Annotated in this window: 17 protein-coding genes; 15 read left to right on the top strand and 2 right to left on the bottom strand. The window is 71.7% G+C overall.

What is annotated here, in order from left to right; all coding sequences use genetic code 11:
• Window positions 1–28: 28 nt before the first annotated feature.
• On the bottom strand, window positions 29–1,273 hold the full coding sequence (locus P1P75_RS11175) for an MFS transporter (protein ID WP_319254102.1): 1,245 nt from the start codon (window positions 1,271–1,273) through the stop codon (window positions 29–31).
• A gap of 138 nt (window positions 1,274–1,411) precedes the next feature.
• On the opposite strand from P1P75_RS11175, the gene P1P75_RS11170 reads away from it, so the two are divergent.
• From P1P75_RS11170 to P1P75_RS11115, 12 genes are all read left to right on the top strand, one after another.
• Window positions 1,412–2,377 carry a LysR family transcriptional regulator gene (locus tag P1P75_RS11170; RefSeq protein ID WP_319254100.1) on the top strand — a complete coding sequence of 322 codons (966 nt, stop codon included), beginning with the start codon at window positions 1,412–1,414 and terminating at the stop codon, window positions 2,375–2,377.
• A gap of 432 nt (window positions 2,378–2,809) precedes the next feature.
• Entirely contained in the window at window positions 2,810–3,766 is a 957-nt protein-coding gene (locus P1P75_RS11165) for a translation initiation factor IF-2 (protein ID WP_319254098.1), read from the top strand.
• Between the two features lie 550 nt (window positions 3,767–4,316).
• On the top strand, window positions 4,317–6,419 hold the full coding sequence (locus tag P1P75_RS11160) for a bifunctional polysaccharide deacetylase/glycosyltransferase family 2 protein (RefSeq protein WP_319254126.1): 2,103 nt from the start codon (window positions 4,317–4,319) through the stop codon (window positions 6,417–6,419).
• Window positions 6,416–7,651: an acyltransferase family protein gene (locus P1P75_RS11155; protein ID WP_319254096.1), complete on the top strand. Its 1,236-nt coding sequence runs from the start codon at window positions 6,416–6,418 to the stop codon at window positions 7,649–7,651. Before P1P75_RS11160 ends, P1P75_RS11155 begins: the two co-directional genes overlap by 4 nt.
• Window positions 7,652–7,802: 151 nt before the next feature.
• Window positions 7,803–9,230 carry a nitrate/nitrite transporter gene (locus P1P75_RS11150; RefSeq protein WP_319254094.1) on the top strand — a complete coding sequence of 476 codons (1,428 nt, stop codon included), beginning with the start codon at window positions 7,803–7,805 and terminating at the stop codon, window positions 9,228–9,230.
• Between the two features lie 100 nt (window positions 9,231–9,330).
• Window positions 9,331–10,515, top strand: coding sequence for a uroporphyrinogen-III synthase (locus P1P75_RS11145; RefSeq protein WP_319254092.1), 1,185 nt, complete (start codon window positions 9,331–9,333; stop codon window positions 10,513–10,515).
• 386 nt (window positions 10,516–10,901) lie between these two features.
• Window positions 10,902–11,498 carry a CGNR zinc finger domain-containing protein gene (locus P1P75_RS11140; RefSeq protein ID WP_319254090.1) on the top strand — a complete coding sequence of 199 codons (597 nt, stop codon included), beginning with the start codon at window positions 10,902–10,904 and terminating at the stop codon, window positions 11,496–11,498.
• Window positions 11,499–11,840: 342 nt separating this feature from the next.
• On the top strand, window positions 11,841–12,362 hold the full coding sequence (locus tag P1P75_RS11135; protein WP_044471680.1) for a sigma-70 family RNA polymerase sigma factor: 522 nt from the start codon (window positions 11,841–11,843) through the stop codon (window positions 12,360–12,362).
• A 50-nt stretch (window positions 12,363–12,412) separates the two neighbouring features.
• Window positions 12,413–13,192 carry a zf-HC2 domain-containing protein gene (locus P1P75_RS11130; protein WP_319180948.1) on the top strand — a complete coding sequence of 260 codons (780 nt, stop codon included), beginning with the start codon at window positions 12,413–12,415 and terminating at the stop codon, window positions 13,190–13,192.
• 60 nt (window positions 13,193–13,252) lie between these two features.
• Window positions 13,253–15,625, top strand: a complete 2,373-nt coding sequence (locus P1P75_RS11125) for a UvrD-helicase domain-containing protein (protein ID WP_319254088.1) — start codon at window positions 13,253–13,255, stop codon at window positions 15,623–15,625.
• A gap of 417 nt (window positions 15,626–16,042) precedes the next feature.
• Window positions 16,043–17,458, top strand: coding sequence for an NAD-dependent malic enzyme (locus P1P75_RS11120; RefSeq protein WP_319254086.1), 1,416 nt, complete (start codon window positions 16,043–16,045; stop codon window positions 17,456–17,458).
• A 345-nt stretch (window positions 17,459–17,803) separates the two neighbouring features.
• Entirely contained in the window at window positions 17,804–18,085 is a 282-nt protein-coding gene (locus P1P75_RS11115; protein WP_004000874.1) for an HU family DNA-binding protein, read from the top strand.
• Window positions 18,086–18,360: 275 nt separating this feature from the next.
• On the opposite strand, the gene murA is transcribed toward P1P75_RS11115, so the two are convergent.
• Window positions 18,361–19,707 carry a UDP-N-acetylglucosamine 1-carboxyvinyltransferase gene (murA, locus tag P1P75_RS11110; protein WP_319254078.1) on the bottom strand — a complete coding sequence of 449 codons (1,347 nt, stop codon included), beginning with the start codon at window positions 19,705–19,707 and terminating at the stop codon, window positions 18,361–18,363.
• 260 nt (window positions 19,708–19,967) lie between these two features.
• Between murA and P1P75_RS11105 the strand changes: the two genes are divergently transcribed.
• The 3 genes from P1P75_RS11105 to P1P75_RS11095 all read left to right on the top strand — a co-directional run bounded on the left by P1P75_RS11105 (window position 19,968) and on the right by P1P75_RS11095 (window position 22,386).
• A complete protein-coding gene (locus P1P75_RS11105; RefSeq protein WP_319254076.1) occupies window positions 19,968–20,540 on the top strand; it encodes a YqgE/AlgH family protein in 573 nt (190 codons plus the stop codon).
• 29 nt (window positions 20,541–20,569) lie between these two features.
• Complete coding sequence (locus P1P75_RS11100) at window positions 20,570–20,860, top strand: DUF3039 domain-containing protein (protein ID WP_086770502.1); 291 nt, start codon at window positions 20,570–20,572, stop codon at window positions 20,858–20,860.
• A gap of 233 nt (window positions 20,861–21,093) precedes the next feature.
• The gene (locus tag P1P75_RS11095; RefSeq protein ID WP_319254074.1) at window positions 21,094–22,386 is read left to right on the top strand and encodes an extracellular solute-binding protein; all 1,293 of its coding nucleotides are present in this window, start codon (window positions 21,094–21,096) and stop codon (window positions 22,384–22,386) included.
• Window positions 22,387–22,444: the final 58 nt, after the last annotated feature.

Here is a 22,444-nt window from a genome sequence, read left to right as displayed (position 1 = left end):
GCGAAGGTAGGTGGCTGCTGTGGGCACGTCAATGGCAGGTGCGTGATTCGGCCGGGTCCGGCCGGTCCTGGCCGGGCTTCTCCGGTTGGGCCCGTCGGACGGCCGCCAGGGAGATCAGCAGGGCCGTCGCCGCCGCCAGCACCGGTATGCCGTAGCCGGCTGCCGGGGAGGCGTGGTCGGTGACCCAGCCGCCGGCCGCGCTGCCGCAGGCGATGCCGCCGAGCAGGCCCGTCACCGCCAGGGTCATGCCCTCGTTGAGGCGTCCCTCGGGGGTGCGCTCCTGGACCAGCGCCATCGTGGTGACCATCGTCGGCGCGGTCGCCATCCCGGCCACCAGCAGCGCGCCGGCCAGCAGCGGCAGCGAACCGGCGACGGCCGCCGCGAGCAGCGGCAGGGTCAGCAGGACCGTCATCGCGGCCACGCTCCACGGATGCCGGCGCGCGGCCGGACCCACCGGCCGCAGCGTCCCGAACGCCAGCCCTGCGGCGCACGAGCCGGCCGCCTGGAGCGCGAGCACCACGCCTGCGGCGGCGGCGTGCCCGCGCGCGTCCGCGAACGCGATCGTGACGACCTCCGTCGCCCCGAACACCGCCCCCAGCGCGAGACAGCAGACCAGCAGGGGCAGGACGCCGGGCGCCCGCAGCGGCGGCGGTCCGGCCGCCGCACCGGGACGGGGCGGCGGCTCGGTCGCGCGCTGGGCGGCGAACACCAGGGTCCCGGTCACCAGCAGCACCGCCCCGGTCAGTGTGCCCGCCTCCGGGAAGAAGGTGCCGCACAGGAAGGCCGCGAGGACCGGGCCCAGCATGAAGCACAGCTCGTCGGCGGCCTGTTCGAAGGAGTTCGCGGTGTGCAGGGTGGCCGGGTCGCCCCGCAGGAGGTGGTTCCAGCGGGCCCGGGACATGCCACCGGTGTTGGGCGTGGTCGCGGTCGCGGCGTAGGCGGCGAACAGGGTCCAGTCCGGGGCGCCCCGGCGCACGCACACCACCAGGGCGAGGCTGCCGAGCACCGCGACCAGCGTGGCCGGTACGGCGATCCGGGCCTGCCCGTACCGGTCGACGAGCCGCGCCGTCCAGGGGGCGACCAGCGCGGTGGCGGCGAGCCCGGTCGCGGTGACGGCACCGGCGAGGGCGTACGAGCCGCGGGTGCCGGCGATCATCACCACCGCGCTCACGCTGAACATGCCCATGGGCAGGCGGGCCATGAGGTTCCCGGCGGTGAAGGCGCGGGCGCCGGGGACGGCGAAGAGAGCGCGGTAGGGGTTCGGTGGCGGCATGGGTTCACGGTCGCCCGCGGACGATCATGGGGTCCAACACCTGTTCGGGGCCGATTCACGCACCTGGGTTGTAAGACCGCCCGGCATGGGGAGGGAGCGAGGACGCCTGCCCCATGCCGGGCGGTCTAAATTCACCGGATGCCCGCTCATCTCGACCCCCGCCTGCTGCGCGCCTTCCTCGCCGTCGCCGAGGAACTCCACTTCACCCGCGCCGCGGCCCGTCTCTACGTCGCCCAGCAGGCCCTCAGCCGGGACGTGCGGCGGCTGGAGCGCGAGCTGGGTGCCGAACTGTTCGTGCGGACCACCCGGCAGGTGACGCTCACCGCCGACGGTGAGCGGCTGGTGCCCCACGCGCGCGAGGTGCTCCGCGCGCTGGACGACCTGCTCGCCGCGTTCGGCCCGGCCCGCCCGCTGCTGGTGGACCTCAACTCGCCGGGGCTGGCCACCGGCCGCCTGGTGCTGCACAGGGCCCGTGAACTCGCCCCGGAGCTGGAGCTGATGGCCCGCTTCGAGAGCGGTCTGACCGGCGCGGCCGTGGAGATCGTCGCGGGCCGGCTGGACGCGTCGTTCGGCCGGTACGCGGGCCTGGACCCGGTACTGCGGGCCCGGCTTGACCACCAGCTCGTGCGCTACGAGCCGATGGCGGTGCTGCTGCCCGAGGGACACCCGCTGGCCTCGTCGCAGGAGATACCGCTGTCCGCGCTGGCCGGGGAGCGGGTCTACGCGGGCGCCGGGAATCCGCGGACCCCGGAGTGGACCGACCTCGCCCGGCTCCTCTTCGAGGGGCGCGGCATCGAGGTCGCACCGCCCGTGCCGCTCGCCGTCGGTGAGGAGGAGTTCCGGCGGATCATGGCAAAGGACCCCTTTCCGATCCTCGCGGCAGTAGGTTTTCCGGCCATGCCTGGAGCGGTGCTGCGACCCCTGGTCGATCCGGTCCCCCTGTCCCCCGTGTCGCTGGTGTGGCGAAAGGGGCTGGTCCATCCGGCGCTCGATGTTCTACGCCGTGCGGCGGTCGAACTCGGGTTCGCGCGAGGGTGGCTGGAGCGTCCCGCCGGGGGATGGATTCCGGCCATCGACATGAACATGGCGTGTACCCATAAATGAGACATCGCACACATTGGCATCCCGGCTGCGCTAGATTCGTCGCCTGAGCACGCTGGGGTCGCTGGGGGTGCGCTGACCGGGTGGGGGCCCGGTTTCATCGGTATGTGCTCGCGGTCTCGGGCGCGCCTGGCAACCGACCTGTGGTGTCCCGTGGGGGGAAACGCGCACGTGAAGAATTGGCGGGAAGATGCCCAACCGGAGTGGCCGGAAGCGGCATCGCCGACCGGAAACGTACCGGCCGCGGAGGGAAGCGCCCAGGCGTTTCCCGGCGGCGTACGGCAGCCAGTGACGGGCGGTTCGGGGGAGAGTGACCGGGACGCGCTCCCGGACGCCGGCCTCGACGCCGAGGGCGGAGCATTACCCGGATACCGGGATGAACTCGGGCAGAGCGGCGACTCGTCGCCCTCGAACGCCCTTTCCGAAAACGAACGGTTGAACGGCGGGCTCCGGGACCCCTGGGAGGAGGCCGGAGAAGCGTCCGTCGTCCTGTCGGGCACGGACGCGGAGCGCAACGACCCCGACGAGGTGACGGTCCAGCTCGACTCCCCGCACCGGCCGACGAGCAAGCGCGGCGACGCCCCGGACGCCTCCGACGCACCCGTGTTCGTCGACGAGACCGGCCGACGCGGCCGTACCTTCCGGCGGATCGGCATCACCGTGGGACTCGCCTGCGCCGCCTACGCCGTCGTCATCGTCGGCACGCTCCTGTCCGGCAACGCGGGAGCGCCCTGGCTGCCGGTACCGGGCCAGAAGGACGACGAGCCCGCCGCCCGGGTCGACACCTCCGACGAGCCCAGCTCCTCGCTCACCCCGACGCCGCCCGGCTTCGCGGCGCCCGGCTTCCCGGGCTTCCCGGGCTTCCCGGGCTTCCCGGCCGCCGGGCCGGCGTCCCTCCCCTCGGGGAAGGGCGCGGCGCCCAGCGCTTCGGGCAGCGCTGCCGTGCCGCCCAGCATGTCCGCCGCCGCACCGCGGCCCCCGCTGCCCAGCGCGTCCGGCCGGCCCAGCCCGGTCCTCAGCAGCGAGCCCCCGGCACCGGTGCCGAGCACCCCGGCCGCGTCGCCGCCGCCACCGCCCGAGCCGACTCCGCCGGTCACCGTGGAATCCACCCCGCCGCCCCAGCCCTCACCGGCGGGCGGTGCGGGCCCCGTGGTGGCGGGGGGCACGGCGGAGCCGGTGGTCACGGGCTCGGAGCCGGGGGGCGGTTCCGGCTCCGGCTCAGGTGAAGAGACCGGTACGGCCGCGGCCTCCGGTGCCGATCCGGGGGCGGGTTCCTCACCCCAGCCGAGTCCGGCGCAGGCCCCGTCATCGGCATCCCCGTCATCGGTGTCCCCGTCCGGTCCCGGCGACGCGCCCGAGCCGGCCGGGTCCCCGGGCACCGCCGCCTCCTGAGCCTCGTCCGACCTCGCCCCGTCACGCCGGCCGCGTCGCGCGCGCCTCTCGCCGCACCGGCCGGCCCATGGCCTCGTCGCGTACCGCCGTCGGATCTCCCTCCGGTCCGCCCGCCGGCACAGGCTCCGCCCGCCGGCACAGGCTCCGCCCGCCGGCACAGGCTCCGCCCGCCGGCACAGGCTCCGCCCGCCGGCACAGTCGTCCCCGCCCCGAGTCCGGGCGGCCCGTCCTCGTCTCCGAAAGAACGTCCCTCATGGCTCCACGCAGCAGCCGGCGCACGACCCGACGGTCCGCCGGACCCCTTGCACCCTCCTCCCCAGGGCCGGTCCCGTTCACCCCGGACGACGACGAGGGAGGCGGCGAACCGCTGCCGCCCGCACCGCTGCCGCCCTCGGCAGGCCGGCGCTCGAACCGGGGCCGCTCGCGTGGTCGCCGGCCGGCAGGCGGCCGGGTCCCCGCCGGGGGCGAGGCCTCGGCGGGTGCCGCCCGCAGGCGCCTGCGGCCACCCCTGCGCCTGCGCCATCTGCTGCCGCTCGTCGTGCTGTTCGCGATGATGGGGATGCTCCTGGTGCGCGGCTATGTGCACAGTGAGGTCCTCGCCGACCACCGCGTCCGCCCGGACGCCGCCGCCGACCTGGTGCCGCAGGCGATCCTCGACGGCGGGCCCGTCGTCGACACCCGTGGCGGACAGGCCACCAGCATCGACGTACCGGACCACCGGATCGTCCTCACCTTCGACGACGGTCCCGACCCCCGCTGGACACCGCAGGTCCTCGACGTCCTGGCGAAGCACCGCGCGCACGCCGTCTTCTTCATCACCGGGACGATGGCCAGCCGCTACCCCGACCTCGTGCGCCGGATGGTCGACGAGGGCCACGAGATCGGTCTGCACAGCTTCAACCACCCCGATCTCTCCTACCAGTCGACGAAGCGCATCGACTGGGAACTGACCCAGAACCAGCTCGCCCTCGCCGGTGCCGCCGGCATCCGTACCTCCCTGTTCCGCCCGCCGTACTCCGCCACCGCCTCCGCGCTGGACAACAACACCTGGCCGGTGACCCAGTACATCGGCAGCCGCGGCTACCTCACCGTCCTGACCGGCGACGACAGCGAGGACTGGCGCAGGCCGGGCGTCGAGGAGATCATCCGCAACTCCACGCCCGCCGACGGCGAGGGCGCGATCGTCCTGATGCACGACTCGGGCGGCGACCGCAGCCAGACCGTCCAGGCGCTCGACACCTACCTGCCCCGGCTGGCGCGGCAGGGCTACACGTTCGAGAACCTCACCGAGGCCCTCGACGCGCCCAGCGCGCACACCCGGGTCAGTGGCCTCGAACTGTGGAAGGGCCGGGCGTGGACCGCGCTGGTCACGGCCGCCGACGACCTCACCGGCATCCTCGTCGTCGGCCTCGCCGTCATCGGCGTCCTCGTCTTCGCCCGCTTCGGCATGATGCTGCTGCTGTCCGCGGTCCACACCCGTCGCACCCGCCGCCCCGACTTCGTGTGGGGCCCCAGCGCGCCGGTCACCGAACCGGTGTCGGTGCTGGTCCCGGCGTACAACGAGGCCAAGTGCATCGAGAGCACGGTCCGTTCACTGGTCAAGAGCGACCACCCGGTGGAGATCCTCGTCGTCGACGACGGCTCCTGCGACGGCACCGCCCGCATCGTCGAGGACCTGCGCCTGCCCGGCGTACGCGTGGTGCGCCAGCTCAACGCGGGCAAACCGGCCGCCCTCAACCGGGGCATCGCCAACGCCCGGCACGACCTCATCGTGATGATGGACGGCGACACCGTCTTCGAGCCGTCCACCGTACGGGAGTTGGTGCAGCCCTTCGCCGACCCGCGCGTCGGCGCCGTCGCCGGCAACGCCAAGGTCGGCAACAAGGACACCCTCATCGGCGCCTGGCAGCACATCGAGTACGTGATGGGCTTCAACCTCGACCGCCGTATGTACGACGTCCTGCGCTGCATGCCGACGATCCCCGGCGCGGTCGGCGCGTTCCGCCGCACGGCCCTGGACCGGGTCGGCGGCATGAGCGACGACACGCTCGCCGAGGACACCGACATCACCATGGCCCTGCACCGCGACGGCTGGAGGGTGGTGTACGCCGAGAAGGCCCGCGCCTGGACGGAGGCCCCCGAGTCGGTGCAGCAGCTGTGGTCCCAGCGCTACCGCTGGTGCTACGGCACGATGCAGGCGATCTGGAAGCACCGCCGCGCCCTGGTGGAACGCGGACCGTCGGGCCGTTTCGGCCGGGTCGGTCTGCCGCTGGTCTCCCTGTTCATGGTGGTGGCCCCGCTGCTGGCGCCCCTGATCGACCTGTTCCTGATCTACGGACTGCTGTTCGGCCCGACGGGCAGGACCATCGCGGCCTGGTTCGGCGTCCTCGCCGTCCAGGCGGTCTGCGCGGCGTACGCGTTCGTCCTGGACAAGGAGCGGCTGACCCCGTTGATCTCGCTGCCCCTGCAACAGCTCCTCTACCGCCAGCTGATGTACATCGTCCTGCTCCAGTCCTGGATCACGGCCCTCACCGGCGGCCGGCTGCGCTGGCAGAAACTGCGCCGGATGGGCCAGGTGGCGGCCCCGCCCGGCGAGGAGACGCGGACGGCCGGGGCAGCGGAAGCGGCAGTGGAGGAAGGGGCGGCCCGATGAGCACCCACCACTCCGACCTCCCGACGCGGACAACGCCCGAGGCGGCCCAGGAGACGGAGAAGACGGAGGAGACGGAGGAGGCAGCGGTACGGGAGAAACAACGGAAACCGGCTTCCCGCGACCGTTACTTCGACCTTCTCCGCGCGATCGCCCTCTTCCGGGTCGTCTTCTACCACCTCATGGGCTGGGCCTGGCTGCCCGTCGTCTTCCCGTCCATGGGCGTGATGTTCGCCCTGGCCGGCAATCTCATGGCCCGCTCCCTCGGCCGCCGCTCCGCCGCCGCCGTCGTCCGCGGCCGGCTCCGCCGCCTCCTGCCGCCCCTGTGGCTGCTCGGCGCGGTGGGCGTGACGGGCATGCTGCTGGGCGGCTGGGGCCCGAGCGAGGACGGCCACCCCCTGTGGTGGTGGCTCCACCTCGCTTTCTGGATCCTCCCGCTGAGCGACCCGCCGTACGGCGAGGGCCTGTCCGGCATCCACGGGCTGATCGGCGAGGACTGGGCCGTCGCCGTCGGCGTACCCCTGTGGTATCTGCGGGCCTACCTGTGGTTCGTGCTGCTGTCCCCGCTGCTGCTGCGCGCCCTGCGGGCGGCGCCCTGGCCGACCGTCCTGGCGCCGATCGCCCTGTCGGCGGCCCTGGAGTTCGGCGTCCTCACCGTCCCCGGCTGGCGGCTGGAGGCGGGACTCACCGACCTCGGCGCGTTCGGCGCGTGCTGGCTGCTGGGCATGGCCCACCAGGAGGGCGTCCTGCGCCGGCTGCCCCGGTACGTCGTCCCCTCCCTCGCGCCGATGGTGGCGTGCGCCGGACTCTGGTACGCCTCCACCCAGGGCTTCGAGGAGGGCCACGACCTCGACGACATGCCGTTCGCCCAGTCCCTGTGGTCCTTCGCCGCCGTGCTGCTCCTGCTGCATCTCAGCCCCGCCTGGCAGGAGTGGCCCCGCCGCCTGCGCCGCTGGGACCGCCTGATCACCCTCCTCAACTCACGTGCCGTGACGATCTACCTCTGGCACACCGTGGCCATCGTGGCCGTCGAGTCCCTCTGGGACCGCCTGTGGAGCATCGGTTTCCTGGAGACCGACGCCCACTGGATCCTGGTGAGCTCCTGGGCCCAGCTGCCTGCCGTATGGCTGCTGACCGCGGGTTGCGTCGTCTGCTTCGGCTGGATGGAGGACCTGGCGGCGGGCAGACACCCGAGGCTCTGGCCGGACGGACGCCCCGGAACCCACCGCGCCTGACCTCTCATCCGGCCCTCGCGCAAGGTGAGAGCAACGTTCCCTTCCGGTCACCCACCCAGCCACAGGCCGGAAACGCGCTCTCCCTACCTTCGGGACTCATCACCGCTCATCCCCGCGAAACACCCTGAGCCCGGAGCACGTGGAGGCGTCAATGACAGCCCCTGGTACAGCCCCCGCACCCCCGACCGACCCGAACACCTCCTCGGCCTCCTCGCAGGCCTCCTCGAAGAAGGGGAGCCGCTGGATCGAGGAGTGGGACCCGGAGAACGAGGCCTTCTGGAACGCGAAGGGCGAGAAGATCGCCCGCCGCAACCTCGTCTTCTCCGTCCTTTCCGAGCACATCGGGTTCTCGATCTGGACCCTGTGGTCGGTGCTGGTGCTCTTCATGGGCCCGGAGTACGGCCTGACCCCGGCCGACAAGTTCCTGCTCACCTCGATGGTGACCCTCGTCGGTGCCGTCGTCCGGGTGCCGTACACCTTCGCCGTCGCGGTGTTCGGCGGCCGGAACTGGACGATCATCTCCGCCGCGATGCTGCTCATCCCCGCGATCGCCGCGTTCACGGTGATGGAGCCGGGCACCTCGTTCAACACCTTCCTCCTCGTGGGCCTGCTGGCCGGCGTCGGCGGTGGCAACTTCGCCTCCTCGATGACGAACATCAACGCCTTCTTCCCGCTCCGCAAGAAGGGCTGGGCGCTCGGCCTGAACGCGGGCGGCGGCAACATCGGCGTGCCGGTGATCCAGCTGGCCGCCCTCGGCGTCATCGGCGCGAGCGGCGGACCGCGTGTGCTGCTCGGGATCTACATCCCGCTGATCCTCGTCGCCGCGGTCCTCGCCGCCCTCTTCATGGACAACCTCGCGTCCGTGAAGAACGACACCGGCGCCGCCGTCGACGCCGCGAAGGACGCCCACACCTGGATCATGTCGTTCCTCTACATCGGGACGTTCGGGTCGTTCATCGGATACTCCTTCGCCTTCGGCCAGGTGCTGACCAACCAGTTCGGCCGTACGCCGCTCCAGGCCGCCTACCTCACCTTCATCGGCCCGCTGCTCGGCTCCCTCATCCGTCCCGTCGGCGGCTGGCTCGCCGACCGCTACGGCGGGGCCCGCATCACTCTCTACAACTACGTCGGCATGGGCGCCGCCACCGCCGTCCTGGTCTTCGCCAGCATGCAGAAGTCGCTGCCCCTGTTCGTCTCCGTCTTCGTCGTCCTGTTCGTCCTCACCGGGCTCGGCAACGGGTCGACGTACAAGATGATCCCCGGCATCTTCCAGACGAAGGCCGTCGCGAAGGGGCTCGTGGGCGAGGAGGCGGCTGCCTACGGGCGCCGGCTCTCCGGTGCCTCCATGGGGCTCATCGGGGCCGTCGGCGCACTCGGCGGCGTCGGCATCAACCTCGCCTTCCGCCAGTCCTTCCTCTCCTACGGCTCCGGAACCGGCGCGTTCGTCGCCTTCCTCGCCTTCTACGGCGTGTGCTTCGTGGTCACCTGGGCCGTATACCTTCGACGCCCGGCCGGACGGATCACCGCCTCCGGTACCGCATCCGAGGCGAAGCCGCAGCTCAGCTACGCCGAGGTGTGACGTAACACCGGCGACATCAAGCCGAACCGAGCCTGTCACGCACCATTGGCAGGCTCGCTCGGCATGTAGGTCCATACGACTCCAGTGCGGGACGAGTGTTATGTACGAGCAGCAACAGCAGCGACCGGACCACGACCCGAGCAGCGAGGACGCCGAGCGGCACGGGCCCCTCGCCGGCTTCACGGTGGGGGTGACCGCCGCGCGCCGCGCCGACGAGCTCGGAGCGCTGCTCCAGCGGCGCGGGGCGGCGGTGCTGCACGCTCCCGCCCTGCGGATCGTGCCGCTCGCCGACGACAGCGAACTCCTCGCCGCCACCAAAGAACTCCTCGACCAGGCGCCCGACGTCGTGGTCGCCACCACCGCCATCGGCTTCCGCGGCTGGGTCGAGGCCGCCGACGGCTGGGGGCTCGGCGAACAGCTGATCGCCCGCCTCGCCGGCGTCGAACTGCTCGCCCGCGGACCCAAGGTCAAGGGTGCGATCCGCGCCGCGGGGCTCACCGAGGAATGGTCGCCGTCCAGCGAATCCATGGCCGAGGTGCTCGACCGGCTGCTGGAGGAGGGCGTCGAGGGCCGCCGCATCGCCGTCCAGCTGCACGGCGAACCGCTGCCCGGCTTCGTCGAGGCACTGCGGGTCGGCGGCGCGGAGGTCGTGGGCGTGCCCGTGTACCGGTGGATGCCGCCCGAGGACATCTCGCCCGTCGACCGGCTGCTCGACGCCACCGTCTCGCGCGGCCTGGACGCGGTCACCTTCACCAGCGCGCCAGCCGCCGCCTCGCTGCTGTCCCGGGCCGAGGAGCGGGGCCTGCTGCCCGACCTGCTGGCCGCGCTGCGCCACGACGTGCTGCCGGCCTGCGTCGGCCCCGTCACCGCGCTGCCCCTCCAGGCGGTCGGGGTGGACACCGTCTCGCCCGAACGTTTCCGGCTCGGGCCGCTCGTCCAACTGCTGTGCAAGGAACTGCCGGGCCGGGCCCGCGCCCTGCCCGTCGCGGGACACCGGGTCGAGATCCGCGGGCACGCCGTGCTGGTCGACGGCCGCCTCAAGCCCGTACCGCCCGCCGGGATGTCCCTGCTGCGGGCGCTGTCGAGGCGGCCGGGATGGGTCGTACCGCGCGCCGACCTGCTGCGGGCGCTGCCCGGGACGGGCAAGGACGAGCACGCCGTCGAGACGGCGATGGCCCGGCTGCGGACCGCCCTCGGGGCGCCGAAGCTGATCCAGACGGTGGTGAAGCGGGGGTACCGGCTGGCGCTGGACCCTGCGGCCGATGCGAAGTATTCGGACGGGTGAGTGGTGAACCGGGGTTCGTGTGCCGACGCGGGGGCTGCCGCCCCCGGACCCCCGCTTTCGGCCTGAACGGCCTCGTCCTCAATCGCCGGACGGGCTGAAATGCCGCACCCGGCGTCGAGAAGGACCCGCGGACCGGCTGCCGGAAACCGCAGGTGGGCTGAAATGCCGCACCCGGCGTCGAGAAGGACCCGCGGACCGGCTGCCGGAAACCGCAGGTGGGCTGAAATGCCGCACCCGGCGTCGAGAACGACCTGCGGACCGGCTGCCGGAAACCGCAGGTGGGCTGAAAGACACCCCCCTCCAGGGGGTTCCGGCGGGCCGCCCCCACGCGCCACTGTGAAAGGCGACGCTTTCCCCCGCAGCCTTTCCTCGGCGGTGACAGGCACATGGCACTGGGTACGGGCACGGCCCCCTACGACCTCCGCTTCGACGCCGGGCGGATCTGCCTGGACCTCCTCGCCACCGCCCACCCCCTCGAACGCCTCGACGCCCTCCCGCCGTTGTGCGCCTGGATCACCGGGTCCGCCCTGGTGCCGCCCGGTACCCCGCTGACCCATGCCGGCCCGTCCTGGCCGCTCGCCTTCCGGGAACTGCGGGGCAGCGTGCGCCAGTTGGTGTCCGGGTGGCTCCGCGGCGAAGCGCGGTCGGCGTACGATCCCGCCCTCGCCCACGTCAACTCCGTCGCCCGTACCGCGCCCCCGGTACCCCGTGCCGTACGTGCGCGGGACGGGGCGCTCGTGCGGGAGTTGGAGACGGAGCCGGAGTGCGCGGCGCTGCTCGCGGTGGTCGCGCGGGACGCGGTGGAGCTGCTCACCGATCCGGTCGCGCGGGCGGCGCTGCGTCAGTGCGCGGGGGACAACTGCCCGATCGTGTACGTCGACATGTCCCGTGGGCGGCGCAGGCGCTGGTGTTCCAGCGAGGTCTGCGGGAACCGGGAACGGGTCGCCCGGCACCGCCGTCGCGCGGCGCTCGCCCGAGCCTGACTCCGGGGGACGGCCAAGTGGGCTGTCCGGTATGGGGTGTTCGTGACGGCGACCTCGACGTGATTTCGCTTACATGCCGTTTACCCGCGCCCGTTGCCGGGCAGGCCGGCCCGGCTCCTCATGTGTGGGGGAAATGTAAAGAAAGAGGGGTGGGAATGTGCCCCGTTGTTCCCCTTGTCACGTCAACCCGCAGAAATCTGTCCCTCCGGTTTGAACACTCGCAGGACCACATCCGTACCGCTGGGGGAGCGACCGACTCGGGGGAACCCCCGGACACCGGAGGTGGGCGTGCGCAAGGATGCGGCCGTGGCCAATGAACGTGGATCGAGGGCCCGACATCGCATGTCCCAGCCCTCGGAGCCTGATGAGGATCTGATGCGTGCTCTGTATCGGGAGCATGCCGGACCCCTCCTTGCGTATGTCCTGCGCCTGGTTGCCGGTGACCGGCAGCGCGCGGAGGACGTCGTGCAGGAGACACTCATCCGTGCCTGGAAGAACGCCGGTCAGCTCAACCGGGCTACCGGATCGGTACGCCCCTGGCTGGTGACGGTCGCACGTCGCATCGTCATCGACGGCCACCGCAGCCGGCAGGCCCGGCCGCAGGAGGTCGACCCGTCGCCGCTGGAGGTCATCCCCGCGGAGGACGAGATCGACAAGGCGCTGTGGCTGATGACGCTGTCAGACGCTCTCGACGACCTGACCCCGGCCCACCGGGAGGTGCTCGTCGAGACGTATTTCAAGGGGCGTACCGTCAACGAGGCGGCCGAGACGCTGGGCATACCCAGCGGCACCGTGCGCTCACGGGTTTTCTATGCACTGCGGTCGATGAAGCTGGCTCTCGAGGAGCGGGGGGTGACGGCGTGATGAGTGTTTACGGGGGATTCGGAACGGGCGGTTCGGGTATGTCTGGCCCCATGCAGGGATCTATGCAGGGATCTCCGAGCCCGAGCGAACACGAGACCGTGGGCGCCTACGCCCTGGGAATTCTCGACGACGCCGAGGCAACCGCTTTCGAGGCGCATCTCGCCGGGTGCGAGTGGTGCGCCCAGCAGCTCGACGAACTCGCCGGGATGGAACCGATGCTGGCCGCGCTCGCGGACCTGCCGGGTGCCGGGACCCCCGCGATCGGCGAGTCCCTGTCCGCCAGGCCGGGCCCGCGACTGGTCGAGAAGCTCGTCGTCGAGGTATCCGACCGCCGCGTCCAGAAGCGCCGGCGCAGCCTCTACATGATCGCGGCCGGTGTCGCGCTGGTCATCGGCGGACCGCTCGTGGCCGTGGCGGCCAGTGGCGGCGACGACAGCGGCGGCAGTGGCATCGAGGCGGGCGTGAGCCCCGCGAAGTCGGCCTTCGAGACGCTCTCCGACAAGGTCACCGGCACCGACCCGGGCACCAAGGTCACCGCGACCGTCGCCATGGGCGAGAAGGCCTGGGGCACCGAGGCCGTGGTCGAACTGAAGAACGTGGCGGGTCCCAACAAGTGCTCGCTCATCGCCGTCGGCAAGAACGGCGAACGTGAGACCATCTCGTCCTGGTCCGTCCCGGAATGGGGCTACGGCCTGCCCAACGCCAAGACCGAACAGGCCAAGAACCCGCTGTACGTCCAGGGCGGCGCCGCGTTCACCCCGAACGAGATCGACCACTTCGAGGTCATGACCTTCGACGGAAAGAAGCTCGTCGAGGTCGACGCGGCGTAGCCCGCAGCGGCCCCCTTCGCGTACGGTTGACGGCTGCCCAGCACGTCAGAAGGGGGCCCGGTGGCCGCTCAGGCTCAGCAGGAAACCGCGGTCGACTCGGTTCAGGACCACTCAGTTCGTGACCGTGAGATCAGCGTCGAACAAGAACATCTGGACCGGGTGTACCGGCGCCTCGAGGAGAAGATCCACGAGGCCGAGTTCCTCATGCACGACGCGGCCCGCCGCGGCCAGGTCGGCACCCCCGGTGCCCTGGCCGAGCGGGACGCGCAGGTGTTCAGGGCGGGGGTCCACCTCAACCGCCTCAACAACGAGTTCGAGGACTTCCTCTTCGGCCGGATCGACCTGCTTCCCGGCAAGGACGGCAAGAAGGGGCCCGACGGCGCCTACACCGCCGTCGAGCCCGCCGACGGCGCGATCCGCGCCGACAACACCGCCGACATCGCCGAGACGCTGCACATCGGGCGCATCGGCGTCCTCGACGAGGAGTACGCCCCGCTGGTCATCGACTGGCGGGCCCCGGCCGCCGCGCCGTTCTACCGCTCCACGCCGGTCGATCCCGGCCGGGTCGTGCGCCGCCGGGTCATCCGGTCCAAGGGCCGCCGCGTCCTCGGGGTCGAGGACGACCTGATGCGCCCGCAGCTGACGGCCCGCCTCGACGGCCGCGAGCTGCCCGTCATCGGCGACGGCGCCCTCATGGCCGCCCTCGGCCAGGCCCGCAGCCACACCATGCGCGACATCGTCGCCTCCATCCAGGCCGAACAGGACATGGTCATCCGTGCCCCGGCCGCCTCCGTCACCTATGTCGAGGGCGGCCCCGGCACCGGCAAGACCGCCGTCGCCCTGCACCGGGCCGCGTACCTCCTCTACCAGGACCGGCGCCGGTACGCGGGCGGCATCCTGATCGTCTCCCCGACCCCGCTGCTGGTGGCGTACACCGAGGGCGTCCTGCCCTCACTCGGCGAGGAGGGCCAGGTCGCGATCCGCGCCATCGGCTCCCTGGTCGACGGCCTGGAGGCCAAGCTGTACGACTCCCCGGCGGTGGCCCGCGCCAAGGGGTCGTACCGGATGCTGAAGGTGCTGCGCAAGGCCGCGCGCGGGGCGCTCGACGTGGGGCCGCCCCCCGGTGCGCCGGCCGGACAGCTCGCCTTCGGGGAGGACGACGAGGTCCGGCCGCCCGCCCCGGCCGGTACGCCCGACCGGCTGCGCGTCGTCGCCTTCGGGCGGCGGCTGGAGCTGGAGGCCGGGGACCTCGGCCGGATCAGGGAGAGCGCCCTCAGCGGCACCGCGCCGGTGAACCTGCTGCGTCCGCGCGCCCGCAAGCTCCTCCTGGACGCCCTGTGGGAGCGCTCCGGCGCCTCCGGCCGGCACAGCGACCCCGAGCTGGCCGCCGAGCTGCGCTCCTCCTTCGACGAGGACGTGACGGGCGAGGACTCCTTCAGCGCGTTCCTCGACGCCTGGTGGCCCGAGCTGACCCCGAAGTCGGTCCTCGCCGCCATGTCCGACGAGCGCCGGCTCGGCCGCTGGGCCCGCCGGATCCTCAACCCCGGCGAGGTCCGAAAGGTCGCCCGCTCGCTGAAGCGCGAGGGCCACTCGGTGCACGACATCGCGATGCTCGACGAGCTCCAGGCGATCCTCGGCGCCCCGGCCCGCCCTCGCAAGAGACGCGAGTACGACCCGCTGGACCAGCTCACCGGCCTGGAGGAGTTGATGCCCGTGCGCGAGGAGACGCAGCGCGAGCGGGCCGAGCGCCTCGCCCAGGAGCGCACCGAGTACGCGCACGTCATCGTCGACGAGGCCCAGGACCTCACGCCGATGCAGTGGCGTATGGTCGGCCGCCGCGGCCGGCACGCCACCTGGACGGTCGTCGGCGACCCGGCCCAGTCCTCCTGGTCCGACCCCGAGGAGGCCGCCGAGGCCCGCGACGAGGCCCTCGGCAGCCGTCCCCGCCGCCGCTTCCAGCTCACCGTGAACTACCGCAACCCCGCGGAGATCGCCGAGCTGGCCGCGAAGGTGCTGGCGCTGGCGATGCCCGGCGCCGAATCCCCGTCGGCGGTCAGGTCGACGGGGGTCGTGCCCCGCTTCCGGGCGGTGACGGACACCCTGGGCGCCACCGTCCGGGCGGAGTCCCAGCGTCTCCTGGACCGGGTCGACGGCACCGTCGGCGTCGTCGTGGCCATGAACCGCCGCGAGGAGGCCCGGCGCTGGCTCGCCGGACTTGGCGACCGCGTGGTGGCCCTCGGCAGCCTGGAGGCCAAGGGCCTGGAGTACGACGCGACGGTGGTCGTCTCCCCGGCCGAGATCGCCGACGAGTCCCCGGCCGGCCTGCGGGTCCTGTACGTGGCTCTGACCAGGGCGACCCAGCAGCTCACGGTCGTCTCGGCGGACCGCGACGAACCCGACGGGAGCGGGGTGCCCGATCTTCTGAGGGACTGACGGGAGACCGGTCGCGTACCGATTCCCGAGAAGGTTCCCTCGCGGGAATGGTCTTCCGGGATCCGTTTGTTAGCCTGGGTGTGACACCGGCTCGATCCAAGCCCCCGGGCCCAACCTTCGTCGCTACGAGCGACCACTTGCCGCGAGGCGAGCATGGCGGGTCGGTGTCATAGACAGACGAGAGAGGCCCACGTCCGTGTGACGTGGGCCTCTTTCGTTGTGAACTCAACGTTCGCAACCCGGGGGAGCTAACGCCTACCCGGCAGTAGGTGCGACGATCGGACCGCATCCAGCGTCACAGGTGGCTGCGTCTTCCCGGGGGGCGACCCCCGGACCCCCAGCAGAGAAGCAGGTCGGTGGGGATGACCGGCGCGGACACCACGCGGCACACCTGAGTGAAAGCAGAGGAAGTCGGCCATGGCAACGGCGCCCAGCGTCTCCTACTCGATGACGGTCCGGCTGGAGGTGCCCGCGAGCGGAACCGCGGTCTCCCAGCTCACCGGGGCCGTCGAGTCCCACGGAGGCTCGGTCACCGGCCTCGACGTCACGGCTTCCGGCCACGAGAAGCTCCGTATCGACGTCACGATCGCGGCCACCTCCACCGCGCACGCCGACGAGATCGTCGAGCAGCTCGGCGGCATCGAGGGCGTCACCCTGGGCAAGGTTTCGGACCGTACGTTCCTGATGCACCTCGGCGGCAAGATCGAGATGGCGTCCAAGCATCCGATCCGCAACCGTGACGACCTCTCGATGATCTACACGCCGGGCGTGGCGCGGGTCTGCATGGCGATCGCCGAGAACCCCGAGGACGCCCGGCGCCTCACCATCAAGCGCAACTCCGTTGCGGTCGTGACGGACGGCTCGGCGGTGCTGGGCCTCGGCAACATCGGCCCGATGGCCGCCCTGCCGGTCATGGAGGGCAAGGCCGCCCTCTTCAAGCGGTTCGCCGGCATCGACGCCTGGCCGATCTGCCTGGACACCCAGGACACCGACGCGATCGTCGAGATCGTCAAGGCGATCGCCCCGGGCTTCGCCGGCATCAACCTGGAGGACATCTCCGCCCCCCGCTGCTTCGAGATCGAGGCCCGGCTGCGCGAGGCCCTCGACATCCCCGTCTTCCACGACGACCAGCACGGCACGGCGATCGTCGTCCTCGCCTCGCTGACGAACGCCCTGCGTGTCGCGGGCAAGGCCATCGAGAACATCCGCGTCGTCATGTCCGGCGCGGGCGCGGCCGGTACGGCCATCCTCAAGCTGCTGATCGCGGCCGGCGTGAAGAACGCCGTGGTCGCCGACATCCACGGCGTGGTCCACGCGGGCCGCGAGGACCTCGTCGACGCCGCCCCCGGCTCGGCACTGCGCTGGATCGCCGACAACACCAACCCCGAGGGCCTCACCGGCACGCTGAAGGAGGCCGTGCGCGGCGCGGACGTCTTCATCGGCGTCTCCGCCCCGAACGTCCTGGACGGCGACGACGTGGCGGCCATGGCCGACGACGCGATCGTGTTCGCGCTCGCGAACCCGGACCCCGAGGTGGACCCGGCCCTCGCCCGCCAGACGGCCGCGGTCGTGGCCACCGGCCGCTCCGACTTCCCGAACCAGATCAACAACGTGCTGGTCTTCCCGGGTGTGTTCCGCGGTCTGCTGGACGCCCAGTCCCGCACCGTCAACACGGAGATGATGCTCGCCGCCGCGAAGGCCCTCGCCGAGGTGGTGACCGACGACGAGCTGAACGCGAACTACATCATCCCCAGCGTCTTCAACGACAAGGTCGCCGGCGCGGTGGCCGGGGCCGTGCGGGAGGCCGCCAAGGCCGCGGGGGCCAACGCCTGACCCCCTTGGTGTGCCTTGGTGTGCGGGGGTTGTGACGATCGCCACGACGTGCCGTGGAACCGGCGCGTCGTGGAACCCTTTACGCCTGAAGGCCATCTATGGTAGGCCGCCAGCCAGTGGCGCTTTTCGTGTGACTCCCAAGGGTGTTCTCACGACTCCTGCGGGTGCCGGATTGGCTTTCCCGCCGCAGGTGGGGGCAGGATGCGTGTCTGGGCGCGAGGGTCTGACAAGGGACCCGGGTCCGGGGACGTCCGAAGACCCTGGCAGCATCGGCTTCGCTGTGCCCAACATGCGGCTCCGCCGCGTGGCACGCCTCAACGGCAAGAAGAACACGGGAGTAAGAACATGAACCGCAGTGAGCTGGTGGCCGCGCTGGCCGACCGCGCCGAGGTGACCCGCAAGGACGCCGACGCCGTGCTGGCCGCGTTCGCCGAGGTCGTCGGCGACATCGTCTCCAAGGGCGACGAGAAGGTCACCATCCCCGGCTTCCTGACCTTCGAGCGCACCCACCGTGCCGCTCGCACCGCGCGGAACCCGCAGACCGGCGACCCGATCCAGATCCCGGCCGGCTACAGCGTGAAGGTCTCCGCGGGCAGCAAGCTCAAGGAAGCGGCCAAGGGCAAGTAAGCCTCACCAGTACGCAGCGGGACGCGTACGAGGCGCCGTGAACGCCGATGGGGCGGCCACCCGAGTCCGGGTGGCCGCCCCATCGGCGTATGCGGGACGTGGGCCGTCCGAGTGCCTTGCCCGGCAACTCGACCTTCTCGCGCCCGACTCCACCAGCTCGTCCATGCTGGGCCTGTCCGGGCCTGTCCGGGCCTGTCCGGGGGCTGCGACGTCAGCGGCTCCGCCGCGGGCCCCCGGACCCCCAGCCGTGAACGGTGCCGGCCCTGAGGCTGCGGTCAGCCGAGTGCCTTGCCCGGCAGTTCGACCTTCGCGCCCAGCTCCACCAGCTTGTCCATGAAGTTCTCGTAGCCGCGGTTGATCAGGTCGATGCCGTGGACCCGGGACGTGCCCTGGGCCGCGAGGGCGGCGATCAGGTAGGAGAAGCCGCCGCGCAGGTCGGGGATGACCAGGTCGGCGCCCTGCAGTTTGGTCGGGCCCGACACGACCGCCGAGTGCAGGAAGTTGCGCTGGCCGAAGCGGCAGTCGGAACCACCCAGGCACTCGCGGTACAGCTGGATGTGAGCGCCCATCTGGTTGAGCGCGGAGGTGAAGCCCAGCCGCGACTCGTAGACCGTCTCGTGGACGATGGACAGGCCCGTGGCCTGGGTGAGGGCGACGACCAGCGGCTGCTGCCAGTCGGTCTGGAAGCCCGGGTGGACGTCCGTCTCCAGGGCGATCGACTTCAACTGGCCGCCGGGGTGCCAGAAGCGGATGCCCTCGTCGTCGATCTGGAAGGCGCCGCCGACCTTGCGGTAGGTGTTCAGGAACGTCATCATCGAGCGCTGCTGGGCGCCGCGGACGTAGATGTCACCCTCGGTCGCCAGCGCCGCGGAGGCCCAGGAGGCGGCCTCCAGACGGTCCGAGAGGGCGGCGTGGTTGTAGCCGCCGAGCTTGTCCACACCGGTGATGCGGATCGTGCGGTCGGTGTCCATCGCGATGATGGCGCCCATTTTCTGCAGGACGCAGATCAGGTCCTCGATCTCCGGCTCCACGGCCGCGTTCGCGAGTTCCGTGACGCCCTCGGCGAGGACGGCCGTCAGCAGCACCTGCTCGGTGGCGCCGACGGACGGGTACGGCAGCACGATCTTCGTGCCGCGCAGCCGCTGCGGGGCCTCCAGGTACTGGCCGTCCTCCCGCTTCTCGATCTTCGCGCCGAACTGCCGCAGCACGTCGAAGTGGAAGTCGATGGGCCGGCCGCCGATGTCGCAGCCGCCCAGGCCCGGGATGAAGGCGTGACCGAGGCGGTGCAGCAGCGGGCCGCAGAACAGGATCGGGATCCGGCTCGACCCCGCGTGCGCGTCGATGTCGGCGACGTTGGCGCTCTCGACGTAGGTCGGGTCGAGCACCAGCTCACCCGGCTCCTCGCCCGGACGGACCGTCACCCCGTGCAATTGCAGGAGCCCGCGTACGACCCGCACGTCACGGATGTCCGGAACGTTGCGCAGTCGGCTCGGCTCACTGCCCAGGAGGGCGGCGACCATGGCCTTCGGTACGAGGTTCTTCGCACCGCGGACACGGATCTCGCCCTGAAGCGGGGTTCCGCCGTGGACAAGCAGGACGTCGTCTGAGCCGTTGACGGTCATGTATCTCGCGTTCCGTGGAGTGGGGCAGGGCCGAAGAGGACAGAGTAATCGCCGTGGGGCCCCGTCCCGTAAGCCCGAGGACGCCTCAGGGACGTCATAGCTGTGTCACAACACGAACCGTTGGCCGCCGGGCACATGGCGTCACGGAGGCCCCGCCGGAGTGCCGTGCGCCCGGACCGCCTCCATGCGCCCGGCCTGCCCTCACTCCGGTACCCCGGTTGCCTCCCCACGCGTGGGGAAGATGGGGGATCATGTCTGGCATGACCGAGGTGTCCTCGCTCACAGGGCGGCTGCTCGTGGCAACCCCCGCCCTGGCGGACCCGAACTTCGACCGCGCGGTGGTGCTCCTTCTCGACCACGACGAGGAGGGCTCGCTCGGTGTCGTCCTCAACCGCCCTACGCCGGTGGGCGTCGTGGACATCCTGGAGGACTGGGCGGCCCTCACCGGTGAGCCGGGTGTCGTCTTCCAGGGCGGCCCGGTCTCCCTGGACTCGGCGCTGGGCGTGGCCGTGATCCCCGGCGGCACCGCCGTGGACGGCGCGCCGCTCGGCTGGCGGCGGGTGCACGGGGCGATCGGCCTCGTCGATCTGGAGGCCCCGCCGGAACTGCTCGCCTCGGCCCTCGGCTCCCTGCGCATCTTCGCCGGGTACGCCGGCTGGGGCCCCGGCCAGCTGGAGGACGAGCTGGTGGAGGGCGCCTGGTACGTGGTGGAGTCCGAGCCCGGTGACGTGTCCTCGCCGTCCCCGGAGACCCTCTGGCGTGACGTTCTGCGCCGGCAGCGCAACGAGCTGGCGATGGTGGCGACGTACCCGGACGACCCTTCGCTCAACTGACGGGTGTGACCTTCAGTACCCTTGGCGGTATGAGCACTCTTGAGCCCGAGCGCGGCACCGGAACGGGGACCCTCGTAGAGCCGACGCCGCAGGTGTCGCACGGCGACGGTGACCACGAGCGCTTCGCGCACTACGTCCAGAAGGACAAGATCATGGCGAGCGCGCTCGACGGGACTCCCGTCGTGGCGCTCTGCGGCAAGGTGTGGGTGCCCGGCCGCGACCCGAAGAAGTACCCGGTGTGTCCCATGTGCAAGGAGATCTACGAGTCCATGGGTTCCGGTGGCGACGACGGCAAGGGCAAGGGCAAGGGCGACAAGTAGCCGGTAGCCCGGTGGCCGTCTGATTTTCCCGGAGGCCCTCAAGGTGTGCTTCACGCACCTTGAGGGCCTCCGTGCCGTTTTGCGGCCGGGGCCGCGTTGCACGGGGTGCGTCGCCTGGTCACAGAGTGGTGGAGACCTCTTGTGGTGGCGTTCGCGAAGTCCCTAGCCTCCCGAGTGTTGTGCACAGCGAAACCATCATTGCGCATGTTGCAACGCTCTCGGAGGAATGCTCCATGAAGCCGTCCGTTCGCATCGCCGCGCTGCTGGCCGTCCTGGTCACCGCCGCCTGCGCCCCACAGACCTCCGCCAACTCCTCCTCCGCCGAGGACGACAAGAGCGGCACGCTGCGCGTGTGGCTCTTCCAGGAAGTCGGCAACGACCCCAAGCGAAAGGTCGTCGACTCCGTCGTCGCCGACTTCGAGAAGGCCCACGACGGCACCGACGTGCAGGTCGAGTACATCCCCGTCGACACCCGCGCCCAGCGCGTCAAGGCCGCCCTCAACGACCCCGGGTCCGCGCCCGACGTCATGGAGTTCGGCAACACCGACACCGCCGGCTATGTGAAGGACGGCGGTCTCCTCGACGTCACCCGGGAGTTCACCTCCTGGTCCGAGACCAAGAGCACCGACCCCACGGCCCGCGGGTCCGTCACCGTCGACGGCCGGATCTACGGCGCCCCCCTCTACGTCGGCGTCCGCGCCCTCTACTACCGCACGGACGTGTTCAGGGAACTCGGCCTCCCCGTCCCGCGGACCATGGCCGAACTCGCCGCCACCGCCCGCACGATCCGCGCCGCGAAGCCCGAGCTGTACGGCCTCGTCGTCGGCGGCGCCTACACCTACGGCGCGCTGCCCTTCGTCTGGGCCAACGGCGGCGAACTCGCCACCGGCAAGGGCGGCTCGTACGCCTCCGCCATCGACAGCGCCGCAGCCCGCAAGGGCATCACGGCGTACACCTCGCTGTTCGGCGACGACAACTGTCCCGCCGCCAAGTGCGCGGGCATGGGCGGCAACGACACGATCACCGCCTTCGCCGCGGGCAAGGCCGGCATGGCGATCGGCGGCGACTTCAGCCACACCGCCGTCGAGGCCGGCCGGGTGAAGGGCAAATACGCCGTCGTCCCGCTGCCCGGCGTCACCGCCGGCTCGGTCGCGCCGGCCTTCGCGGGCGGCAACAACATCGGCGTCCTCAGGAGCACGTCCCACCGCACCCTCGCCGTGCGGCTGATGGAGGCGCTCGCCTCCAAGCGGACCCAGGCGAGGCTGTTCGACGCGATGGGCTTCCTGCCGACCTTCACGGACGTCCGTGAAGCGGCGGCGGCACGCAAGCCGTACGTGAAGCCGTTCGTGGAGACCCTGGCGGCGGGCACCAGGTTCGTGCCGGCCTCGCCCGCCTGGTCGCAGATCGACTCCCAACTGGTCCTGCCGACCATGTTCCAGGAGGTCGTCAGCGGCCGGAAGGACGTGGCGGCGGCCTCGGAGGCGGCCGCCAAGAAGATGGACGCGGCGTTCGGCAGCGTGGGCTGAGCCGATGACCGCGCACGACACGGTGGCCGTGGACAAGCGCCCCGCGCCCTCCACGGCC

The sequence above is a fragment of the Streptomyces sp. ID05-39B genome (assembly GCF_033794725.1).
Classification (GTDB): Bacteria; Actinomycetota; Actinomycetes; order Streptomycetales; family Streptomycetaceae; genus Streptomyces; species Streptomyces bobili.
The sequence above is the reverse complement of the archived record's forward strand: the minus strand, read 5'-3'. Positions and strand labels throughout refer to the sequence as shown.